The 16867-nt window shown below is 75.2% G+C and carries 9 protein-coding genes; 2 read left to right on the top strand and 7 right to left on the bottom strand.

The window, feature by feature from the left end; translation table 11 throughout:
• The first annotated feature begins 36 nt into the window (after positions 1-36).
• Both Saso_RS01400 and Saso_RS01395 read left to right on the top strand, forming a co-directional pair.
• A complete protein-coding gene (locus tag Saso_RS01400; protein WP_189917167.1) occupies positions 37-492 on the top strand; it encodes a hypothetical protein in 456 nt (151 codons plus the stop codon).
• A 38-nt stretch (positions 493-530) separates the two neighbouring features.
• The gene (locus tag Saso_RS01395) at positions 531-3077 is read left to right on the top strand and encodes a hypothetical protein (RefSeq protein WP_189917165.1); all 2547 of its coding nucleotides are present in this window, start codon (positions 531-533) and stop codon (positions 3075-3077) included.
• A 64-nt stretch (positions 3078-3141) separates the two neighbouring features.
• Here the strand turns inward: Saso_RS01395 and Saso_RS01390 are convergent, their stop codons facing one another.
• The 7 genes from Saso_RS01390 to Saso_RS01360 form a co-directional block, all read right to left on the bottom strand.
• Positions 3142-4713, bottom strand: a complete 1572-nt coding sequence (locus Saso_RS01390; protein WP_189917163.1) for a coiled-coil domain-containing protein — start codon at positions 4711-4713, stop codon at positions 3142-3144.
• Positions 4710-6263 (bottom strand): hypothetical protein, encoded by a 1554-nt coding sequence (locus tag Saso_RS01385; protein WP_189917161.1) that lies wholly within the window; start codon positions 6261-6263, stop codon positions 4710-4712. The genes Saso_RS01390 and Saso_RS01385 overlap by 4 nt, the downstream gene beginning before the upstream one ends.
• Positions 6260-7939, bottom strand: a complete 1680-nt coding sequence (locus Saso_RS01380) for a hypothetical protein (RefSeq protein ID WP_189917159.1) — start codon at positions 7937-7939, stop codon at positions 6260-6262. Before Saso_RS01380 ends, Saso_RS01385 begins: the two co-directional genes overlap by 4 nt.
• Positions 7939-11427: an acetate and sugar kinases/Hsc70/actin family protein gene (locus Saso_RS01375; protein WP_189917157.1), complete on the bottom strand. Its 3489-nt coding sequence runs from the start codon at positions 11425-11427 to the stop codon at positions 7939-7941. Before Saso_RS01375 ends, Saso_RS01380 begins: the two co-directional genes overlap by 1 nt.
• Entirely contained in the window at positions 11427-14231 is a 2805-nt protein-coding gene (locus tag Saso_RS01370; protein WP_189917155.1) for a hypothetical protein, read from the bottom strand. The genes Saso_RS01375 and Saso_RS01370 overlap by 1 nt, the downstream gene beginning before the upstream one ends.
• 106 nt (positions 14232-14337) lie before the next feature.
• Positions 14338-14892: a hypothetical protein gene (locus tag Saso_RS01365; RefSeq protein ID WP_189917153.1), complete on the bottom strand. Its 555-nt coding sequence runs from the start codon at positions 14890-14892 to the stop codon at positions 14338-14340.
• Positions 14889-16838 carry a coiled-coil domain-containing protein gene (locus Saso_RS01360; protein WP_189917151.1) on the bottom strand — a complete coding sequence of 650 codons (1950 nt, stop codon included), beginning with the start codon at positions 16836-16838 and terminating at the stop codon, positions 14889-14891. The genes Saso_RS01365 and Saso_RS01360 overlap by 4 nt, the downstream gene beginning before the upstream one ends.
• Between the last annotated feature and the right edge of the window lie 29 nt (positions 16839-16867).

The raw sequence follows: 16867 nt of genomic DNA, 5'->3' as shown, positions 1-16867 counted from the left end.
ATTGTGCCGAATCCAACGGAAGTGTCGGGGGGCGTGATGGATCCACTGGTGACGGTTGCCGCGGCGGCCTTGGTTTCCGCGATCGTGGGGGATGCCTGGGCCGCGTCGCGGGACGGGGTGCTCGATGTCTGGCGGCGGGTGCATCCCCGGCGGGTGCGGGTCATCGACGCCGCCCTCGACGAGGCGAGCGGGGAAGGGGAGCTGGTCAGGGTGCATCCGGAGGCCCCGTTTCCCGCCGGGCAGCTGGAAGAGGACTGGCAGAACCATTTCCACGCGCTGCTGCGGGACCACCCGGACGCCCGTGACGACGTGGAGCAGTTGATCCGCGAGGTGCTCGTGCCCGGTGTTTCGGAACCGGGAAAGCGTGCGGAACTGACCACTCTGCTCAATAACTCCACCGGAGTGGTCAACAATGTCAATAATGTGACCGTCACGGGAAAAGCGCAGGCCGCGGTGGCGGCTCGGGACATTCACTGGAACACGCGCGACTGAGCCATGCCGGCCGCTCCGGACACCGGAACGACATCCGGGTGAGCGGGCGCGGCGTCGTCCTGGTCGCGGGGCGCGACATCCGGCTCGGCGGGGGAGGGGCCCACCGTCTCGTCGCCTGGCCCGGGACCCGCGAATCGCTCACCCGGGACGACGCACGCGCCAAGCCCAGCCTGCTGCTCAGGGCCGATCACGGCGTGGTCGACTTCCACGGCCGTGAGGAGGAGCAGGCCGACTTCCTGCGGTGGCGCGGCGGCGGTGGCGTCCGCATCCGGCTGCTGCACGGCGGCGGGGGCCAGGGCAAGACGCGGTTCGCCGACCATCTCGCCAGGACCTGGCGGCGGGACGGCTGGGGAGTCTGGGCGGCACCCGACGCGACCTCCCGGGACGGCACCGGCGCCTTCACCGACCAGGATCTTCCCCACGGCCTCGCCGACGGCGAGGGCACCGCGCTCGAGGTGAGCAGTTCGCGCGGTGTGCTGATCGTCGTCGACTACGCCGACCGCTGGAACGCCGACGTGCTGGCCACCCTCCTGGACCTGGTCCGCAGGGTCAGGGGCGCGCCCGTCCGCATCCTGCTGCTCGCCCGGCAGACCGGCACCTGGTGGCAGACCGTCCGCAGCCGCTTCACCGCGCCACGGGTCGAATGCGACACCAGACATCTCGGGTCCCATTCCCCGCTGCCCGAACTGCGGCCGCGCGAGTTCCAATTGGCGCGCGCCTGCTTCGCCACCGCCCTCGGCCGGCCGCCGTCCGGCCTGCCCGGCACCACCACCCGGCCCGGCACCGCCACCGAGGCGGCGCGGGGTCCGCAGGCCGGGGCGCCCCGCCGTCACGACTGGCACCTGCCCGCCTACGACCTGGTCCTCACCGTCCACATGGCCGCGCTCGTCGCCGTGCTCGCCGAACTGCACGGGGACGAGGTCCCGTCGGACCCGCTGGACGTCTCGCGCTACCTGCTGGGCCGCGAACGCCTGCACTGGGAGGCGGTCGACCGCACGCGCGGCACCCCCGTCTCCCGGCGCATGGACATCGCCGTGTTCGTCGCCACGCTGACCGGCGGTCTGCCCTCGTACACCCAGGCGGAACAGGCGCTGGCGCGGCTCGGGATGTCGCAGCGGGAGATCCAGGACCTCACCGACGACCACGCCTCCTGCTACCCGCCGCCACCCGCCGCACCCGACGACGGCCCGGGCGGCGACCCCACCCTCGAACCGCTCTACCCCGACCGGCTCGGGGAGGACTTCCTCGCGCTGACCGTCCCGGGGCACCGCGTCGACTACCCCCGCTATCCGGCGGCCGGGACGTTCGTGGAACGCCTGCTCGCCCCCGACCCGGACACCGCGCAGGCACCCCCGTGGACACGGCCCGCGCTGACCACCCTCGTGGAGGTCTCCCGGCGCTGGGACCACGTCGCCCGCAAGCAGCTCTACCCCCTGCTGGAGAAGTACCCCGAACTGGCCGTCGCGGCGGGCGGCGGCGTCCTCGCCGCACTGGCCGACCTGGCCACGGACAACGAGGACCTGCTGTGGCTCGTCCGCTCCAGGATGCCCGCCGAGCGCGGCGTGGACCTGGAGGTGGGCGACGACGCGTTGTCCGAACGCCTCACGGAGTACGACGCGGGCAACGCCGGTTCGGGCCCCGAACTGGCCCGGCAGCACGAGCACCGGGCCCGGCTCAGCAGCCGCACCGGCCGACGGGAGAAGGCGCTCAGCGAGAGCGGGAGCGCCGTCGCGGTGTGGCGGCGCATGGTGGAACGCAACCCGTCCGCCCACGCGCGGGACCTGGGCCGTGCCCTGGCCACCCACGCCGCGTGCCAGGCCGCCCTGCGGCTGTCGGACGACGCCGAGCGGTCCGCGGAGGAGGCGCTGCGGGTGCTGCGGGGAGCCACCGGCGTCGTCCCCGTCCAGCCGGAACTCGCCCACGCCCTGCGCAACGCCGCGAGCATCCGGCACCGCGCGGGCAGGCCCGACGCCGTGACGGCCGCCGTCCAGTCCGCGTCGATCTTCCGCACGCTCGGCTCCGGCCGGCCCGAGCGCTACCGGCCCGAACTCGCGGTCACCCTGACCCTGTTGTGCGGGCTGCTGGTCGCCGAGGACAGGTGCGGCGAGGCGTCGGCCGCGGGCCGGGAAGCCGTGGAGATCCTGGACAGGCTCGTCAAGAGCCGCCGGGGGCTGGAGCCCGAGCTGAGCCAGGCGCTCAGCGAACTCGCCCGCGCGCAGGCCGGAGCGGGTGACCTGACCGCGGCCGTCTTCCACGGCACCCGCGCCGTCGACCTGCGCGGACGGCTGGCGCAGGACAACTTCGTGGCCTGGGGTCCCCGGCTGGCCGCCTCCCTCATGAACCTGGCCGGCTACCACGCCGACCTGGAGTCCTACGCGGACGCGGTGGCCCTGGGGAAGGAGGGGCTGCACGTGTTCGAGCGGTGCGGCGCGCAGTCGCCGCACACACACGCCGACCGGCGCACGGCGGCCGGGAACCTCACGGAGATCCTCGAACGCGCCGGACTCGACGCCGAGGCGGAGGACCTGCGGCGCCGGTACGGCGTGGACGGTCCCCCGCAGAGCCGCGAACTCCCGTCCCGCTGAACGGCGGTAGCCGCATCCCGTACCGGTTCCGCGCCGTACCGGACCCCGCCCCCCCCGGGTCGTCTCAGCGTGGGCTGCCCGGGAGGTAGCGGGTCTCGGCCGCGTGCGACGCGTAGCCGTGGTCCCACACGCAGGCCATCGTGCGGTCCTCCACCGCTCCCCGGATGCGGGCGCCCAGCTGGAGGAGGAAGGAGGTGAGCCGGGGCTGGCCGTCCGTCCAGCGGTCGGCGAACCAGCTTCCGGTGACCTCGTTCAGCAGCAGCTGCGCCGTGGGCCGGGTGCACACCACGAGACGGTCGCCCTCCCGGGACGGCACGGCGAGCCATCGCACGGGGGCTCCCTTGACGGGCAGTGGCGTGGTCTCGCCGATGTGCCGGTCCCCGGCCGGGAACACCGTCGTCCAGGTGCGGTCCCGCAGCCGCAGCACCATCCCGTCGCCCACCCCGAACGCCAGGTGGGTCCGGGTGCCGCTGTCCCCGAGCGGCGACAGCAGGCCGGTGAGGGAGACACCGACCGCCCGGTCGTCCTGGGTGCCCTCGGCCGAGACCCACCCCCGGCCCCTGGCCTCGACGCGGATCGCCTGGCCGACGTCGTTCAGCGCCAGCCGCAGGGCCGCCGCCGGGCCGGGGACGTCCGCCGCCGCCTCGTCGTGCAGCCACGGTCCCAGCACGGCCGCGTGGTTCTGGATCTGGGTCAGCAGCGCCCGGCAGGCGTGCGAGGCCGCGGACTGGGACCAGGCCCCGTCCGGGGTGCCCGCCGCGACGGCGCTCAGCAGGGTCGGGCGGCCCATGCCGACCGGAACCCTCAGCAGCACGGCGTCCCGGCGGTGCTGCTGCCGTCTGCGGTGTCCGTCCCCGCACACCGAGGCGGCCCGGACCACGAGGGCGCCCAGGTCTGCGCCGTCAAGGACGCTGTCGGTCGTGGCGTCGGGGCTGAGGGGGAGCTGCTGCGGGATGTCCGTGGCGGGCCGGTCGGCGTCCGCGACCGGTGGCAGCGTTCCCCCGTTCGTCGCGAGCCTGCGCATCTCGTCGAGTTCGGACTGCACCCAGTCCGGGTCGTCCATCGGTTCGAGCGCCTTACGGCACTCCTCCGCCTCCTTGCGGGCCCGGCGCGCGGACTCCGCCTCCTGCCGGGCCCGCTCCTCGGCCTTTCCGGCCCGCACCCGCAGCGCCTCCGTCTCCGTCAGCAGACGGGCGGCCTGCTCGTGGGCGGCGTCCGCCTCACCGCGGGCCCGTCGCGCCTCGGCGCCCGCCCGCTCCGACGTGGCCCGCGCCCCGTCCGCCTCCTCGGCCGCCGTCTCGGCCTCCCGTGCCGCGTCGGCGGCCCGCTCGAGGGCACGGTCCCGTTCCGCCAGGGCGCTGTCCCGTTCCGACCGGGCCCCTTCGAGTTCCGAGCGGGCGCCTCGGAGCTCCGACCGCGCGCTGTCCCGTTCGGCCTCGGCCCGCTGGACGGCCCTGCGGCCGTCCGTCACGGCACGCTCCAGCTCGGCGGCCCGGGCGGCCGGGAGCCGGTCACCGGGTCGCGGGCCGGGCAGGGGCCGGGCGCCGGCCCGTGCCCCGGCGCGCCGGAGCCTGAGCCCCTGCACGGCGATCACCACCGTGCACAGGACGAGCAGCACGCTGAACACCACGATCATGAAGGGTCCTCCCGCCGGCTCTCCGGCCGGCCGTCCTGAGGGCGAGGGGTGAACGCGGGCCGCCGGCCCGCGGACCCGGCGGGGCGGCCCGCCGGGCGTGCCGCACGGTCGGCGGCGCGACCCACGGCGTAGGTCTCGAACCGGTCCCACAGCTCGGCGCTTCCGCTGCCGCGGTCGGGGCCGCAGCCGCGGTCACGGACGCGTTCGCGGTCCGGTTCGGTGTCCGACGAGCGTGACGGCGTCGGCGCCGGCGTCGCGCCGTCGAGCGGGGCGAGCGGCCAGCCACGGGCGAACGCCGTGTCCCGGCAGCCCATGCGGGTGTCGTCGAACGCGGCGGTCAGCCGTCGCCGGGTCAGTTCCGGCAGGGTCTCGGCGCATGCCCGCACCAGCGCGGTGAGACCGTCGGCCAGCGCGGCCGTGCCGCAGTCGATCCGGTCGGCGCGCGCCTGTTCCACCAGCGCGGCCGTCGCGCGTCCCGGTGCCGCTTCGATCCGGGCCGCCCTCAGCGCCTGCGCCACCGCCAGGGCGTAGGTCGGGCACCGGACGTGCGGGGTGCCCAGGACGACGGGCAGCCGGCCGCTCAGCCAGCCGGCGAGGTCCGGCATGGCGACCGTGCTCCGGGGGCGTGCCGCCAGCGCCAGGTACGCCCGCCTCGGCCCGTGGGGGTACGTCCGCAGGGCGTCCGTCCACGAGCGCAGCCACGTCAGGTCGCCGTCCGGGTCCGCCGGTCCCGGCCCTCCCCGGGGTGCCGGCCCGCCCCACGGTTCCGGTCCGGGCGGCCGCGCGGGCAGTGCGGGGAGCGCGGAGACCGGGAACAGCAGCAGTACGGCGTGGCAGGCGCCCGCGAGTCGCCGTACCGCGCCCGTCGCGTCGGCGGCGCGGCCGGGCAGTCCCGCGGGTATGTCGAGCAGGTCGACCGGCACGGCCCGGTCGCCGAGGAGCAGGGGGCCGGACGCGCGGCCCCGCCGGACCACCGGTTCGGCGAACAGCGGTTCCAGGTCGGCCGGTTCACCGCCCCGGCCCTGCCCCGCCGCGACGTGCCGCGCCAGGTCCTGGATCCGCCGCCAGACCGCGGCCGTCCCCGCGACGCCCCCGAAGTCCTCGGGCTCCGGGGAGAAGCAGGGCCGTCCCGCCCGGCGGCAGGCCCGCACCCAGGCGCCCGTGGCCGGCGGCAGCTCATGGGCCGCCGCCCCCGCCGCCAGCCTGTCGAGCAGGGCGCGCTGTCCGGGACCGAGCGACAGCCGCGGCGGGCCCTCGTCCGGGGCGTGGCGCAACGGCAGCACCTCGGGCTCACCGGGTCCTGTCGTCGTGCCGCCGTCCAGGTCTCCCGCCAGCAGCGCGATCACCCCCGGGTCGGGCCCCCGGCGCAGCACCCCGATCCGCACCGGTGCCGGACCCGGGGCCCGCGCCGCGGAGAGGGCCGCCGCGTCGGCGGCGAGCTGGGGTGTCAGCCCGCCCCGCCGCCCGGCCGCGGTGCGGGAGAGCAGCAGGGCGGCGCGGGCCGGACGGTCATCGGGGCCGGCGGGCTCCGCAGGTCTCGACGCGGTCATGCGGTCGCCTCGGGCTTGATGACGACCGCTCCGATGCCGGCCCGCTCGTTGGCGTCGAACGCCGGGGCGCGCAGTACCCATTGGAGCAGCGGCGCCGACCGTCCGCCGTGACCGCCGACGTTCTTGCTCCCCGCGGTCCAGCGGAACAGCTGCGGGCGGTGCAGCTGTTCGGGGCGGAGCGAGAATTCGACGTCACCCGCCTTCGCCCCCGCGGCCATGTACGGCCAGGGCACGGCCCGCCAGCGCCACCACCAGCTGTTCTGGGCCGCGGGCGTGGAGTGCAGCAGGGATCCGATCACGCCGTCGAGATCGTGCTCGGCGCGGAAACGGTTCCTGCCGTCCCAGTTGTTGTTGACGGAACTCACCAGCATGGCGAGCTGTTTGGTCACCTGTGCGCGGAAGTACTCGCTCGTCTCCGTCGAAGTCCGGGCGGCGTGGGTGACGTTGTTCCAGCGGAAGACCAGCAGCGGGTCCAACTCGGTCAGCCGGAGCGCCTGGTGCGCCCGCAACGCCCACATGCGGCGCCGCTCGTGTCCGCCGTCGGGGCGGTGCAGGGCCGCCGCGTCGGCGATGTCGTGCGCCATGTCCGAGGGCAGGGGCCGACCGGACTCCGACGTCAGGCTGAGCCGTACGCCCGGATGGTGGCCGGGCAGCGCGGGCACGAGGACGTCCGGGTCGTCGAGGGCGTCGTCCAGCGGGGACAGGGCCGCGAGGCCGCTGTCCTGCCGCGCCAGCTCCGCCGCCCTGCGGTGCCACTCGGACCGCTGGTCCTCCGGCAGCCGCAGGAGGGCCATGTGCAGTGCCAGCCAGTGACCGGCCGCCGTGACGGGCGGCTTCGGGGGCGAGGGGTTCGCGGGCACCAGCGCGAGGACGGGCGCGTTCAGCCAGCCCCGGGTGTCCTGGCTGCTCATGAGTTCCTCGTGGAGCTCGGCCAGCGTGCCCGTCAGGCGCCCGGCGGACGAGATCCCGCCGCCGCGGACGGCCGTGGTGCGCCGGGGGCGTCCGGGGCCGTCGGGGTCGGTCTCCGCTCCGGGGCCCGCCCCTGCGCCGGGGGCCTCGCCGGGCGCCTCCGGGCCGGGCGCGGCATGCCGGGGGCCGGCCGTCGTCCCGGCCGGCCCCTCCTGCCCGCCGGCCGGCGCTCCGGTCTGCGCGGCGCCTTCCCCGCCGTCCTGCGCTTGCCGCTGCTCATGCCGCTGTTCTTGCGGTTGTTGCTGTTGCGGTTGTTGCTGCGGCGGAGGCGCCCCTCGCTCCTGTTCCCGCTCCTGCTCCTGTTCCCGCTCCTGCTCCTGTTCCCGCTCCTGCTCCTGCTCCCGGCTCCGTTCCTGTTCCCGCTGTTTGCGCCGCTGCTGGTCCGACGCGGTGCGGCGCCGTCGTGGCGGTGTCTCCCCGGCGGGCGGGTCCACCGGACCGGTGCACTTGCGCAGGTGCCAGACGAGCAGTTGCAGGGTGTGGGCGGCCTTGCTCAACGCCACTCTCGTTTCGATCGGGTCGGGGTCCAGCCGGTCGTCGTACACCGGCACCGAGGCGAGGGCGTGGCAGCCCACGAGCGCCTCGACCAGGACGTCGCGGCTGCGGGACCCCTCGGCGAGGACCGCTCCCACCGCCTCGGTGAACTCGCGCAGCAGCCGGCCGACGTCCCCGGGCACGCCTGCCTCGGTCCCGGATGTCCCGGCCATCAGTGCGCTCCCGTGAAGGGGTCCCACTCGTCGACGAAGTCGGGACGGCCCCGGTCCATCGGCCTGCTGTGGACGCGACCCGCCTCGCGTTCCACGTCCCGCAGGTTCAGCGCCGGGGCGAACGGCACCGCGCCCCGGTACACGGACAGGTGACCGCGGGCGTCGAGCGTCGCCATGTGCAGCCGCTGCTGGCCGTGGGTGGTGGCGTCCGGCACCGCCAGGACGTCGAGCCGCTTCGGGTTGCCGCCGCCGTCGTCGAGGTGGAACTCGTACTGCCCCGCGACCGGTGGCACCGGGATGACCGCGATCCGGCCCGCGACGGTGTGCTGGGTGCTGTCCGCGTCCGGGTGGAAGGACTGGTCGAAGTAGTCGTCCTCGCCGCCGGGTCCGGGTGGCGGGAACACCTCGGTGAGCCCTCCGCTCGCGTTGGTGACGCACAGCCGGCCCGGCAGCCGGCAGCGCCCGAGGTCCGGGTCGAACGAGGCGCCGTCGACGAGTTCGGCCAGTTTCAGATGGTGGCGGGTGCCGTCCACCCAGTAGTGCGGGGTCCCGTTGCACAGGAGGATCTGGAGCCTCAGCTCCTGGTCGACCTCGACGAGGTACTTCACGCCGTTCTCGCGCTGCGGTTGCCAGATCGGGTTGGACAGCTCGATGCGGTCGCGTTTCGCCGCCAGCGCCAGGTCGAAGGTGCCCCACTGGATGGAGCGTGACGCGGAGGTGATCCGGTGCAGCTCGACCAGGCGCGGCAGCAGGTTCCACTGCGGGGAGCGGATCCCCAGCGTGCCCCGCTCGTCCAGTTCCACGAACGGCTCACCGGCGCGCAACAGCACCACCGGCTTGTTCTCGGCGGCCAGGGGACCCAGGTCGCACGGCAGGCTGGAGAACAGCCCGCGCGTCTCGATGTCGAGGTCGGTCATGCGCCGGTGGCCGACCCGGTCGCCGCGGACCGTCTCGCCGACCCGGGCGTGGTTGCGCACGTTGTGCGCCCACGCGGCGCCGAGGGAGGTCGCCTGCTTGGCGAACTCGGTCTCGATGGAGAGCGCCATGGGATCCCAGCCGAACTTCAGCTGGGTTCCCGAATCGGCTCGTGACAGCACGTCGGTCACCGTGCTGCCCACGAGGCTCATGCTGCTGGTGCGGCCGGAGAGCACCACCAGGTCCAGGACGGGCGCGGGCCCGGTCTCCCGGCCCCGCTTCGCGGCCCGCTCGTTGTTCTCCCGCTCGCGTTCGAAGGTCGTCCGCACGAGATCGGCGCCCATCTCGGCGGCGCGCCTGAGGACCGGCAGCATCAGCCTCTCGAACTGGGCCACGTCCAGCGGGATGGCGGCGGACGGCGTGCGCAGCCGGCCCGGCGCTCCCTGGACGATCGTGGTCACCTCGTGCGGTTCCAGCACCACGGGGCGATCCCCCGAGGTGCCGAGCGCCTGTTTCTTCTCCTCGGCCAGGCGCCACAGCTCGTGGAACCGGTCACGCTCCTTGCTCTGCTCCTGCTCCTGAGAGGTGGCGTCCCAGGTGGTCGGCAGACAGCTGTGCAGGGTCTCCCGTACGTCCGGGTGCACGATCGTCTCCAGGTGCCGGCCCGCCTGGTCGGCCACCTGGGCCGCCAGCGAGCGCCCGGCGGGCCTGGCCTGGGGTTCCCCGCCCGTCACGGCGCCGGTGTCGTCCTCGCGCAGTTCGTCGATCAGGACCGCCTTGAGCCAGTAGAAGACCTGGAGCGTGAGCAGGTCGCCGCCCAGCTGCTCGTGGCCGGTCGAGGCGAGCAGCATCGGCTCCAGGCGGTAGCGGCGCCCGGACACGGCCCGGTCCCGGTCGGGACGTTCGGGGGTGGCGTCGGTCAGGGCCAGCTGGAGGAGCGCGATGTCCGTCGTGCCGCCCCCGATGTCGACGACCAGCATGGTGCGCTCCCACGTCGGCGGTGACACCGGCAGGGTGCGGGCGGCCCCGGTGGCCGGGTCCGGCGGCAGGGTGCGGGTCACCCGGCGCGAGCGGGCCCGCAGCGCCTCGAGACCGAGGTTCTGGTTCCCGGACAGCTCCCGCATGACGAAGAACAGTCCGGCGGCGAGGCCCTCGTCGTAGTCGGTGATCACGATGGGGGCGCCGAGTGCCGTGCCGACCAGTTCGCCGAGCCGCTGGCGGACCTCGGGCAGGGCCGTCGTCGGATAGGTGACGATCACCGTCTGAAGGGTGCTCCCCGGGTTGGACTTGTCGGCCGTGAGCCGTTCGGCCGCCTCCACCAGCCGCAGGTACAGGTGCTGTGTCAGATGGACGGGGGAGAGCTCGCTGCCGGGCGTCCCCGGCACCTGGGCGCGCATCACGAGACGCTTCAGCCCGGTGATCGCCCCGGGCCCGTCGCCCAGGTGGAACGTGCGGTTCTCCGGCAGCCGGGGCTCCTCGTCGTCGCCCTGGCTCTCGGTCTCGACCAGCGAACTGGGCGGGGCGAAGGTCGTGCGGCCGTTCTCGCCCACGAAGGGCACCGGCCGCAGTCCGTGCAGGCGCAGCGGCGGCGTCTGCGTCATCGCGGTGTACCCGTGGTGCAGCAGGGGCGTCAGCCAGGTGCGCAGCTCACGGCTGCCCCGGTAGAAGGCCTGCTCCACCTCCAGCTGGAGCGCCGACACGGCGTCCTCGTTGCCCTCGCTCACCAGGGCGAGCGCCTCGTGGCCGGTCATCACCTCCTCGGTGACGCCCCGGACGGTCAGCTTCCGGTCGAGCAGGTCCGCCGCGGCGTCCCGCCACTCCTCGGGGGCGTCCCGCAACGGCCCGCCGCCGGGGGCGCCCTGCGGGACCGCGCCGGGGGTGAGCAGCTCGGTCAGGAACCTCCCCATGGTCGCGCTCTGGGCCGGGTCGACCGAGTGCCGCTCCAGCTTGCCCGAGCTCTGTAGCGTCACCGTCGAGGCGGTGGTGCCGAAGTCGACGACCGCGAACTCGTGGAAGTGCTCGGCGGAGGGTTCGCGCAGCCGGAGGAACTCCGGCTCGGGTTCGTCCCCCGGTTCCTGCTCGGGCGGTGCGCCCGGCGGCGCGAACTCCAGCAGCAGAGCGCTGCCGACCGTGGTGCGTCCGCCGGGGCCCTGGACGTCGAACTCCCAGAAGACGTCGACGTACAGGGACTCGCCGTAGCCGCGGGGAGCGGCGTCGCGGGGGCGCGGGGTCAGATGCACGAGGACGGTCTCGATCGCCGCGTCCCGGACCAGGTCGAGGTCGCCGATGACGGGCCGTCCGTCGCCGTCGGAGGACCAGGCCACCTGGAGGGCACGGGCGAGGCCGGGCGGCAGCGCGGTGTCCGCGGCGCTGCGCACGGTGAGCCGTCCGGGCAGCTGTACGTGCAGGTAGGTGCTGCCGGGTTCGTGGTCGGGGTGCAGCGTGACGACCGGCAGCGGATAGCGGCCCTCGTGCTCGTGGAGGCGGAAGGAGGAGTGTCCGGTGGCGGTGACGTGGCCCGGCGGGGCCGCGGCGGGTTCGGGACTGCGGAACGACAGGTGCGGAGCGGCCATCAGGCATGCCTCCAGTCACGGATCAGCTCGTCGATGGGTTGGCCGCCGAGGCCCCCCGGGTGGCCGGGACCGCCGGAGCCGCCGGGACCCGGTCCACCGTGGTGCCCGGCGCCGTCCCCCTCGTCCCCGTCGTCGCCTTCTCCCTCGTCTCCCTCGTCTCCCTCGTCACGGCCGTGACCCTGCTCCGGCGCGACGGGCGGTCTGCGGGACGGACTCATGTCGTCCTCGGCGGGCAGGAACCGGGCCGCTTCCTCGTAGTGGTCGACGAGGTCGTCCACCCGGGCCGTCAGCAGGCGGTTGAGACGCGAGGTGACCTGCGAGGCCGCCGCGTCGGCCACGTACTGCCGCAGCTGCGCCAGCAGCAGGGGGTGCCGCTCCTGACTTTCCGTCATGGGGTCGAGGTCGGGGACCTGGTGGTGCCAGGGCAGCGTGTGGTCGGCCTGCGCCGGGAAGCGGGCGGCCAGGTCCTCGTCGGCCACCGGGCCGGCCCCGCGCCGCTCGGCCTGCTCCCGCACGACGAACCCGGGGTCCAGCGCGGTCCACAGGACCGACATCCGGCTCTCGACGGCGGCGGGGTCCCCGTCGTGCGCGAGGAACGCCTCCCGCAGCAGCGGCGGCGTGGCCGGCTCCTCGAACCAGGCGCGCAGCGGGGCGAAGGCGTCCGACCACGCCCGCTGCCAGCCGTCGAGCCACTCCTCCAGCTGCTCCCTGTCCTTGACCAACCGGGCCGTGACCAACGCGGTGAACTTGTCGATGTAGGCACGGGAGTCGTCGGCGGAGGAGTGGGTGACCGGGGGCGCCGCGCTCTGCCCGGGCGGCGGCTTACGGGGACGGCCGAGCGAGTCCGGGTTCTGGCTCTTGGTGACCAGCCCCTTCTTGTCGCTGCGGGCCCGGCGCAGCAGCTGCGGCCACTCCGTCCACTCGTACACCTCCCGCCTGACCTCGTCCGCGGCCGAGACCGGGCCGGGTGGCGCGGCCAGCCCGACGACCGAGGACGGCAGCGCGCCCCGGCCTTCCTCCGCGCCCGCGTCGGCCGGCTGCGCGCGCGGGGCGCCGTCGGCGGCCGGGCCGGCCAGCCCCCGCAGGTCCTGCAACTGCGTCAGCAGGGCGGTCAGCAGCAGCCGGTACTCCCGCATCCGGGCGTTCAGCTCGTCGTACTCGGCCGCGCCCGGCTCGGCACCGCACAGGTCCTGCCGCACCTGGTACTGAAGGGCGAGCAGCGCCTGCCACAGCTTGCCGCGGGAGACCTCGGCGCGCTCCAGCTTCTGCGCCACCCCGTTGGCCCGCAGCTGCCGCTCCACCAGCAGCTGGAGGGCCCGGACACCGCCGTCGCCGTCCGCCTCGCGCAGCCGGCGGGCCCAGGGTCCTTCCGGATCGGCCTCGTGGAACCGGACGGCCGTCTCCTCCCAGCGCGCCTGCGGGCCCTGGTCGAGCTTGTGCAGCGCGTCCTCGATCTCGTCCCGTGTCTTCTGGGACAGGTCGGCGTACGGCAGTCCGTAGCGCCGGATCGCCGAGACCGAGGAGGTGAGCACGACCGCGCTCTCCCGGCCCTTGACGAACTTGTCGGCGTGCACGTGGATGCCGTTGAGGGCGTCGCTGCGCTGGAGCATGTCGTTCTTGTGCAGCGCGCCGTGCGGCAGCGTGGGCACCAGCACCTTGTCGAACATGTTGGCGGCGACCAGGGCGGCCTTCGCGAGCGCCTCGGGGGTGCGCTGGTCCTGGACGAGCATCCCCCAGAAGTCCTCCACCCCGCGCCGGCCGGGCCTCCTGGCCTCCAGCACCACCAGGATGGTGTGCACCTCGGCGAGTTCGCTCCGGCTGAGGTGGGTGTCCCGCCCGTAGGAACCGGCCCCGCCGATCCCCGGGAAGTCCAGGAACTGCAAGGGGTGTTCGTCCAGCAGCCGGTGCAGGTCCCAGTGGTCGCGCGCCACGTGCACGTCGAAGACCACCCGCTCGATGAGCATGAAACTGCGGGCGAGGGCCTCCTTGTCCGTCTCCACCTGGTCCGCGCCGAAGGGCTCGATACGGGGGCGCGGGCGGGACTTCGGGACCCGCTCCTCGGTGCCGTGGTCGAGCGCGTCGCGCACCAGCCGGGAGTCGATCCGCCGGACGGTTCCCAGCAGCCCGGTCTGGCTGAGGTGGGCGTCGCGGATGCGGCACAGCTCGGTGGCCGCCGCCACGTGCGTCGCCGAGATCTGGATCGGGTCGACCAGCGGCGCGGCCGCCTCCGGGCCGGTCTGCGGCCACAGGCAGGAGATCCACTGGTCGAACGGCCCCCAGCCGCGGGGGTCGGTGAACGGGTCGTATCCGCCGAGGACATGGCCCGCGCCGAGCACCGCGTGCTCCTTGTCCATGCCCCGTGCCAGGTCGTCCAGGATGGAGCGGACGCACGACCCCAGCTGTTCCTCGCTCAGGTAGTGCACCTCGGCCACCGGACCGGCGTGCGTGACACCGGACGCCGTCGCGGCACCGCCGTCCGGGTCCGCGCCGCCGTCGGGGTCCGCCGGAGCCTGGCGCAGCCGCAGGACGGTGATGTTGCCGGTCGACTTGCGCTCCTCCACCGGCAGCAGGTCGGGGCGCCCCAGCAGGGACCCCAGGAGCAGGGACTTGCCGACGGTGAACTCGCCGACCACCCCGAAGGTGACGGGCTTCTCCACCCGGTCGTGCAGCTCCTTGAGCAGCCGCACCACGTCGGCGTACCGCTCCTGCGCCTCCGCGGTCTCGGGTATGTCCTGCCGTTGCAGCATGGCGCGCGTCTCGTCGGCGAAGCGGCGCAGATCGGCCAGGCCGGGTAGTGGGGTCAAGGGGCGTCCTCCTCGTTACGGGTCCGGGGTGCCGTCGGGCGGGCGGCGCGGGCGGGTACGGGCCCGGTGCCGCCCCGGGCCACGGGGGCGGGGGTGCGGGCGGGTGTCAGGTACGCAGGAAGAACAACTCGACGGTGGCCGTGCCCGCCGCCCGGTCCGAGCTGGTGTTGCGGTAGCTGCGGATGATGTCGGCGTCGTACGGGGGGAAGAACCCGGGCGCGATGGAGGTGAGCCGGGTGGCCACGGCGTGCGCGTAGGCGCGGCTGGCGTCGTCGGTGACGGGGCAGGTGCCGCACGAGGCCGCCGTGCCCCAGACGATCACCATGGCGGCCGTTCTGCCGGGGTAGTCCTTGATGTGCGCGGTGACCTGCTCGCGCACCGCCCGCTCGGCCGCCGCCTTCCCGGCCCTCAGCGCCACGGCGTCCGTGCGCACGTCGAACTCCTCGCTGTCCGGGTCGAGTCCCGGCTTCGCCGTCGGTGAGGCGCCGGCGGAGGCGGTGCCCGGGGAGGGGGAGGGGGCGGACGCTTCGCCCGGGCCCGGCGTGCCGTCGTCCCCGGGGGTCCACTGACCGCCCAGCACGACGAGAGCGACGACGAGCAGCAGGTCCGCGAAGAGCCAGCCGGCGCCGTGGGTCAGGGCCGGGCCGCTCCGCGGGCTCACCGCCGTTCCTCCCCGGCTCCGGCGGTCCCGACGGGGTACGCGTCCACCGGGGCGGGGCCCTCCGGGCGGGTGCGGCGCGGTCCGGCCGCCCGGGTGCCGTCCGCGACGCCGTCCAGGGAGTCGCCGGGCGCGGCGGGCGCCGTCGTCGGGCCGTCCGCGGCAGGCATGGCGGGTACCGATGCCGGTCCGTCAGAGGCGGGCGTGGTGGATGCCGCCGTCGGTCCGTCCGCGGCAGGCGTGGCGGGCGCCGGCGCCGGGCTGTCGGAGGGCGACGTGGCGGGCGCCGCCGTCGGTCCGTCCGCGGCGGGTGTGGCGGGTGTGGCGGGTGTGGCCGTCGGGCCGTCCGCGGTGGGCGTGGTGGAGCCTGTCGTCGGGCCGGCAGAGGCGGGCACGGCAGGTACGGCGGGCTCGGCGGGTGTCGTCGGAGGCACGTCCGTGGTGGGTGGTGCGGGACGGGGCCGGGCGAGCGTGTCCGTCGCGTCCCGCAGGAGACCGGCGACGTCGTGCAGGACCGAGTGGAACTCCTCGACGGCGACGCGCAGTTCACGCGCCGTGTGAGCGCTTCGGTCACCGGCTTCGCGTTCGGTGTCCTCCCGCAGCCGGCTCAGCTCCCGCAACTGCACGACATGCCCGGCCAGTTCACCGGAGACGGTCCGTACGTCCTCGCGCAGGGTCGCCGCGAGGGCCACCACCGCCTGGTCGTAGGCCCAGCCGATCCGCTCCGCGCCGTCGGCCGCCGAACTCTCCAGGGCCCGCGGCAGCCCGGTGACGGTCCTGTCCAGCCGTTCGACCGTCGCGGCGAGTTCCCTCGCCGCCGACTCCAGCGCGACGCGTGCGGCGGCGAAGGCGCCGGTCATGTCCTCCCCGCTGCGGCGCAGCAGTTCGGCGCTGCGGTGTGCCGCGGTCTCCTCCCGTCCGGCGGCGGCCTCGGCCGCGTCGGAGACCCGGCGCACCGCGTCGGCGGCCGCCGCGGAGAGTTCCTCGGCCGCGGCGCCCGCCGCCCGCCGCACGGCCCGGTCCATGCCGTCCACGACCTTGCCGGCCTCGCCGGAGAGCATCTGCGCGCCCTGGTGGGCCTCCTGCGCCGCCCGGGAGGCGCTGTCGGTGGACGAGGCCACGGACTCGGCGGCGGACCGCAGTTCCCGCACGCCCTCGCCCAGGGACAGGGCCGCGGCCCGGGTGAGCGACGACGTCCGGCTCGCCTCGGCGATCAGTTCGGCGGTCTCCTGCTGGGCCTTGCCCGCCAGTTCGCCCAGCGCGCGCAGGTTGCGCGCCGCCCCCCGGAGCTCCTCGCCGAAGCGCGGCGGGGTGGCCTGGGCCGCTTCCGCGGCGAGGGCCTGCACCTGCGCCAGCGCGCCCGAGAGCCGGGCCGCCAGGACACGGGACGCGAGGTCCTCGGCCCGCTCGTACCGTTGGCGCAGGGCGGTCGCCAGGACCAGACAGCACAGGGCGGTGACCGTGTAGGCCACCAGGAAGTCGAAGTGGAACGGCAGCGGCAGATGTCCCGCGAACCCCGACTGCCACAGGGCGAGGAACGTCTCCCCGTCGCCCGTCCCCTCGGCGCGCATGTCCTGGTAGGCCCAGGCCGCCGCGCCCAGCCCCGCCCAGGTGAGCAGCAGGGGCAGGAACACCAGGGCGCTGCCCGCTCCGGCCAGCGCGCGGGTGAACCGTGCCGCGCGGTCCCGCCGTCCGCGGCGCCCGTCCGCCGGGCCCCCGGTGGCCTCGGGGGAGGGCAGGAAGGTGTCCCGTGCTGCGTAGGCGGCGACCAGGTCCGTACCGGCCCAGCGGGCGAGGCGGTCCGGCAGGGGGAGGTCCTCGGCCAGTTCCTCCAGCGCCACCCGGTGGACGGCCACCCGGGCGTCGGTGGCCAGCGTCCGTAACTCCGCCGCCACCCGGCCCGGTTCGCGGCCGGTCGGTCCGGCCTGCGGCACTGCTCCCCTGGCCACGCAACCCCCAAGATCCGGTACTTCCCCCG

Source organism: Streptomyces asoensis (assembly GCF_016860545.1).
In the GTDB taxonomy this organism is placed as follows: Bacteria; Actinomycetota; Actinomycetes; order Streptomycetales; family Streptomycetaceae; genus Streptomyces; species Streptomyces asoensis.
Note: the sequence above shows the minus strand (reverse complement) of the source record. Positions and strands in the feature narration are given on the sequence as shown.

What these genes read in the sequence shown, in the direction of transcription:
- Saso_RS01400 (WP_189917167.1), top strand. Translation starts at nt 37, where the DNA reads ATGGATCCACTGGTGACGGTTGCCGCGGCGGCCTTGGTTTCCGCGATC.
- Saso_RS01390 (WP_189917163.1), bottom strand. Translation starts at nt 4,713, where the DNA reads ATGATCGTGGTGTTCAGCGTGCTGCTCGTCCTGTGCACGGTGGTGATC.
- Saso_RS01385 (WP_189917161.1), bottom strand. Translation starts at nt 6,263, where the DNA reads ATGACCGCGTCGAGACCTGCGGAGCCCGCCGGCCCCGATGACCGTCCG.
- Saso_RS01380 (WP_189917159.1), bottom strand. Translation starts at nt 7,939, where the DNA reads ATGGCCGGGACATCCGGGACCGAGGCAGGCGTGCCCGGGGACGTCGGC.
- Saso_RS01375 (WP_189917157.1), bottom strand. Translation starts at nt 11,427, where the DNA reads ATGGCCGCTCCGCACCTGTCGTTCCGCAGTCCCGAACCCGCCGCGGCC.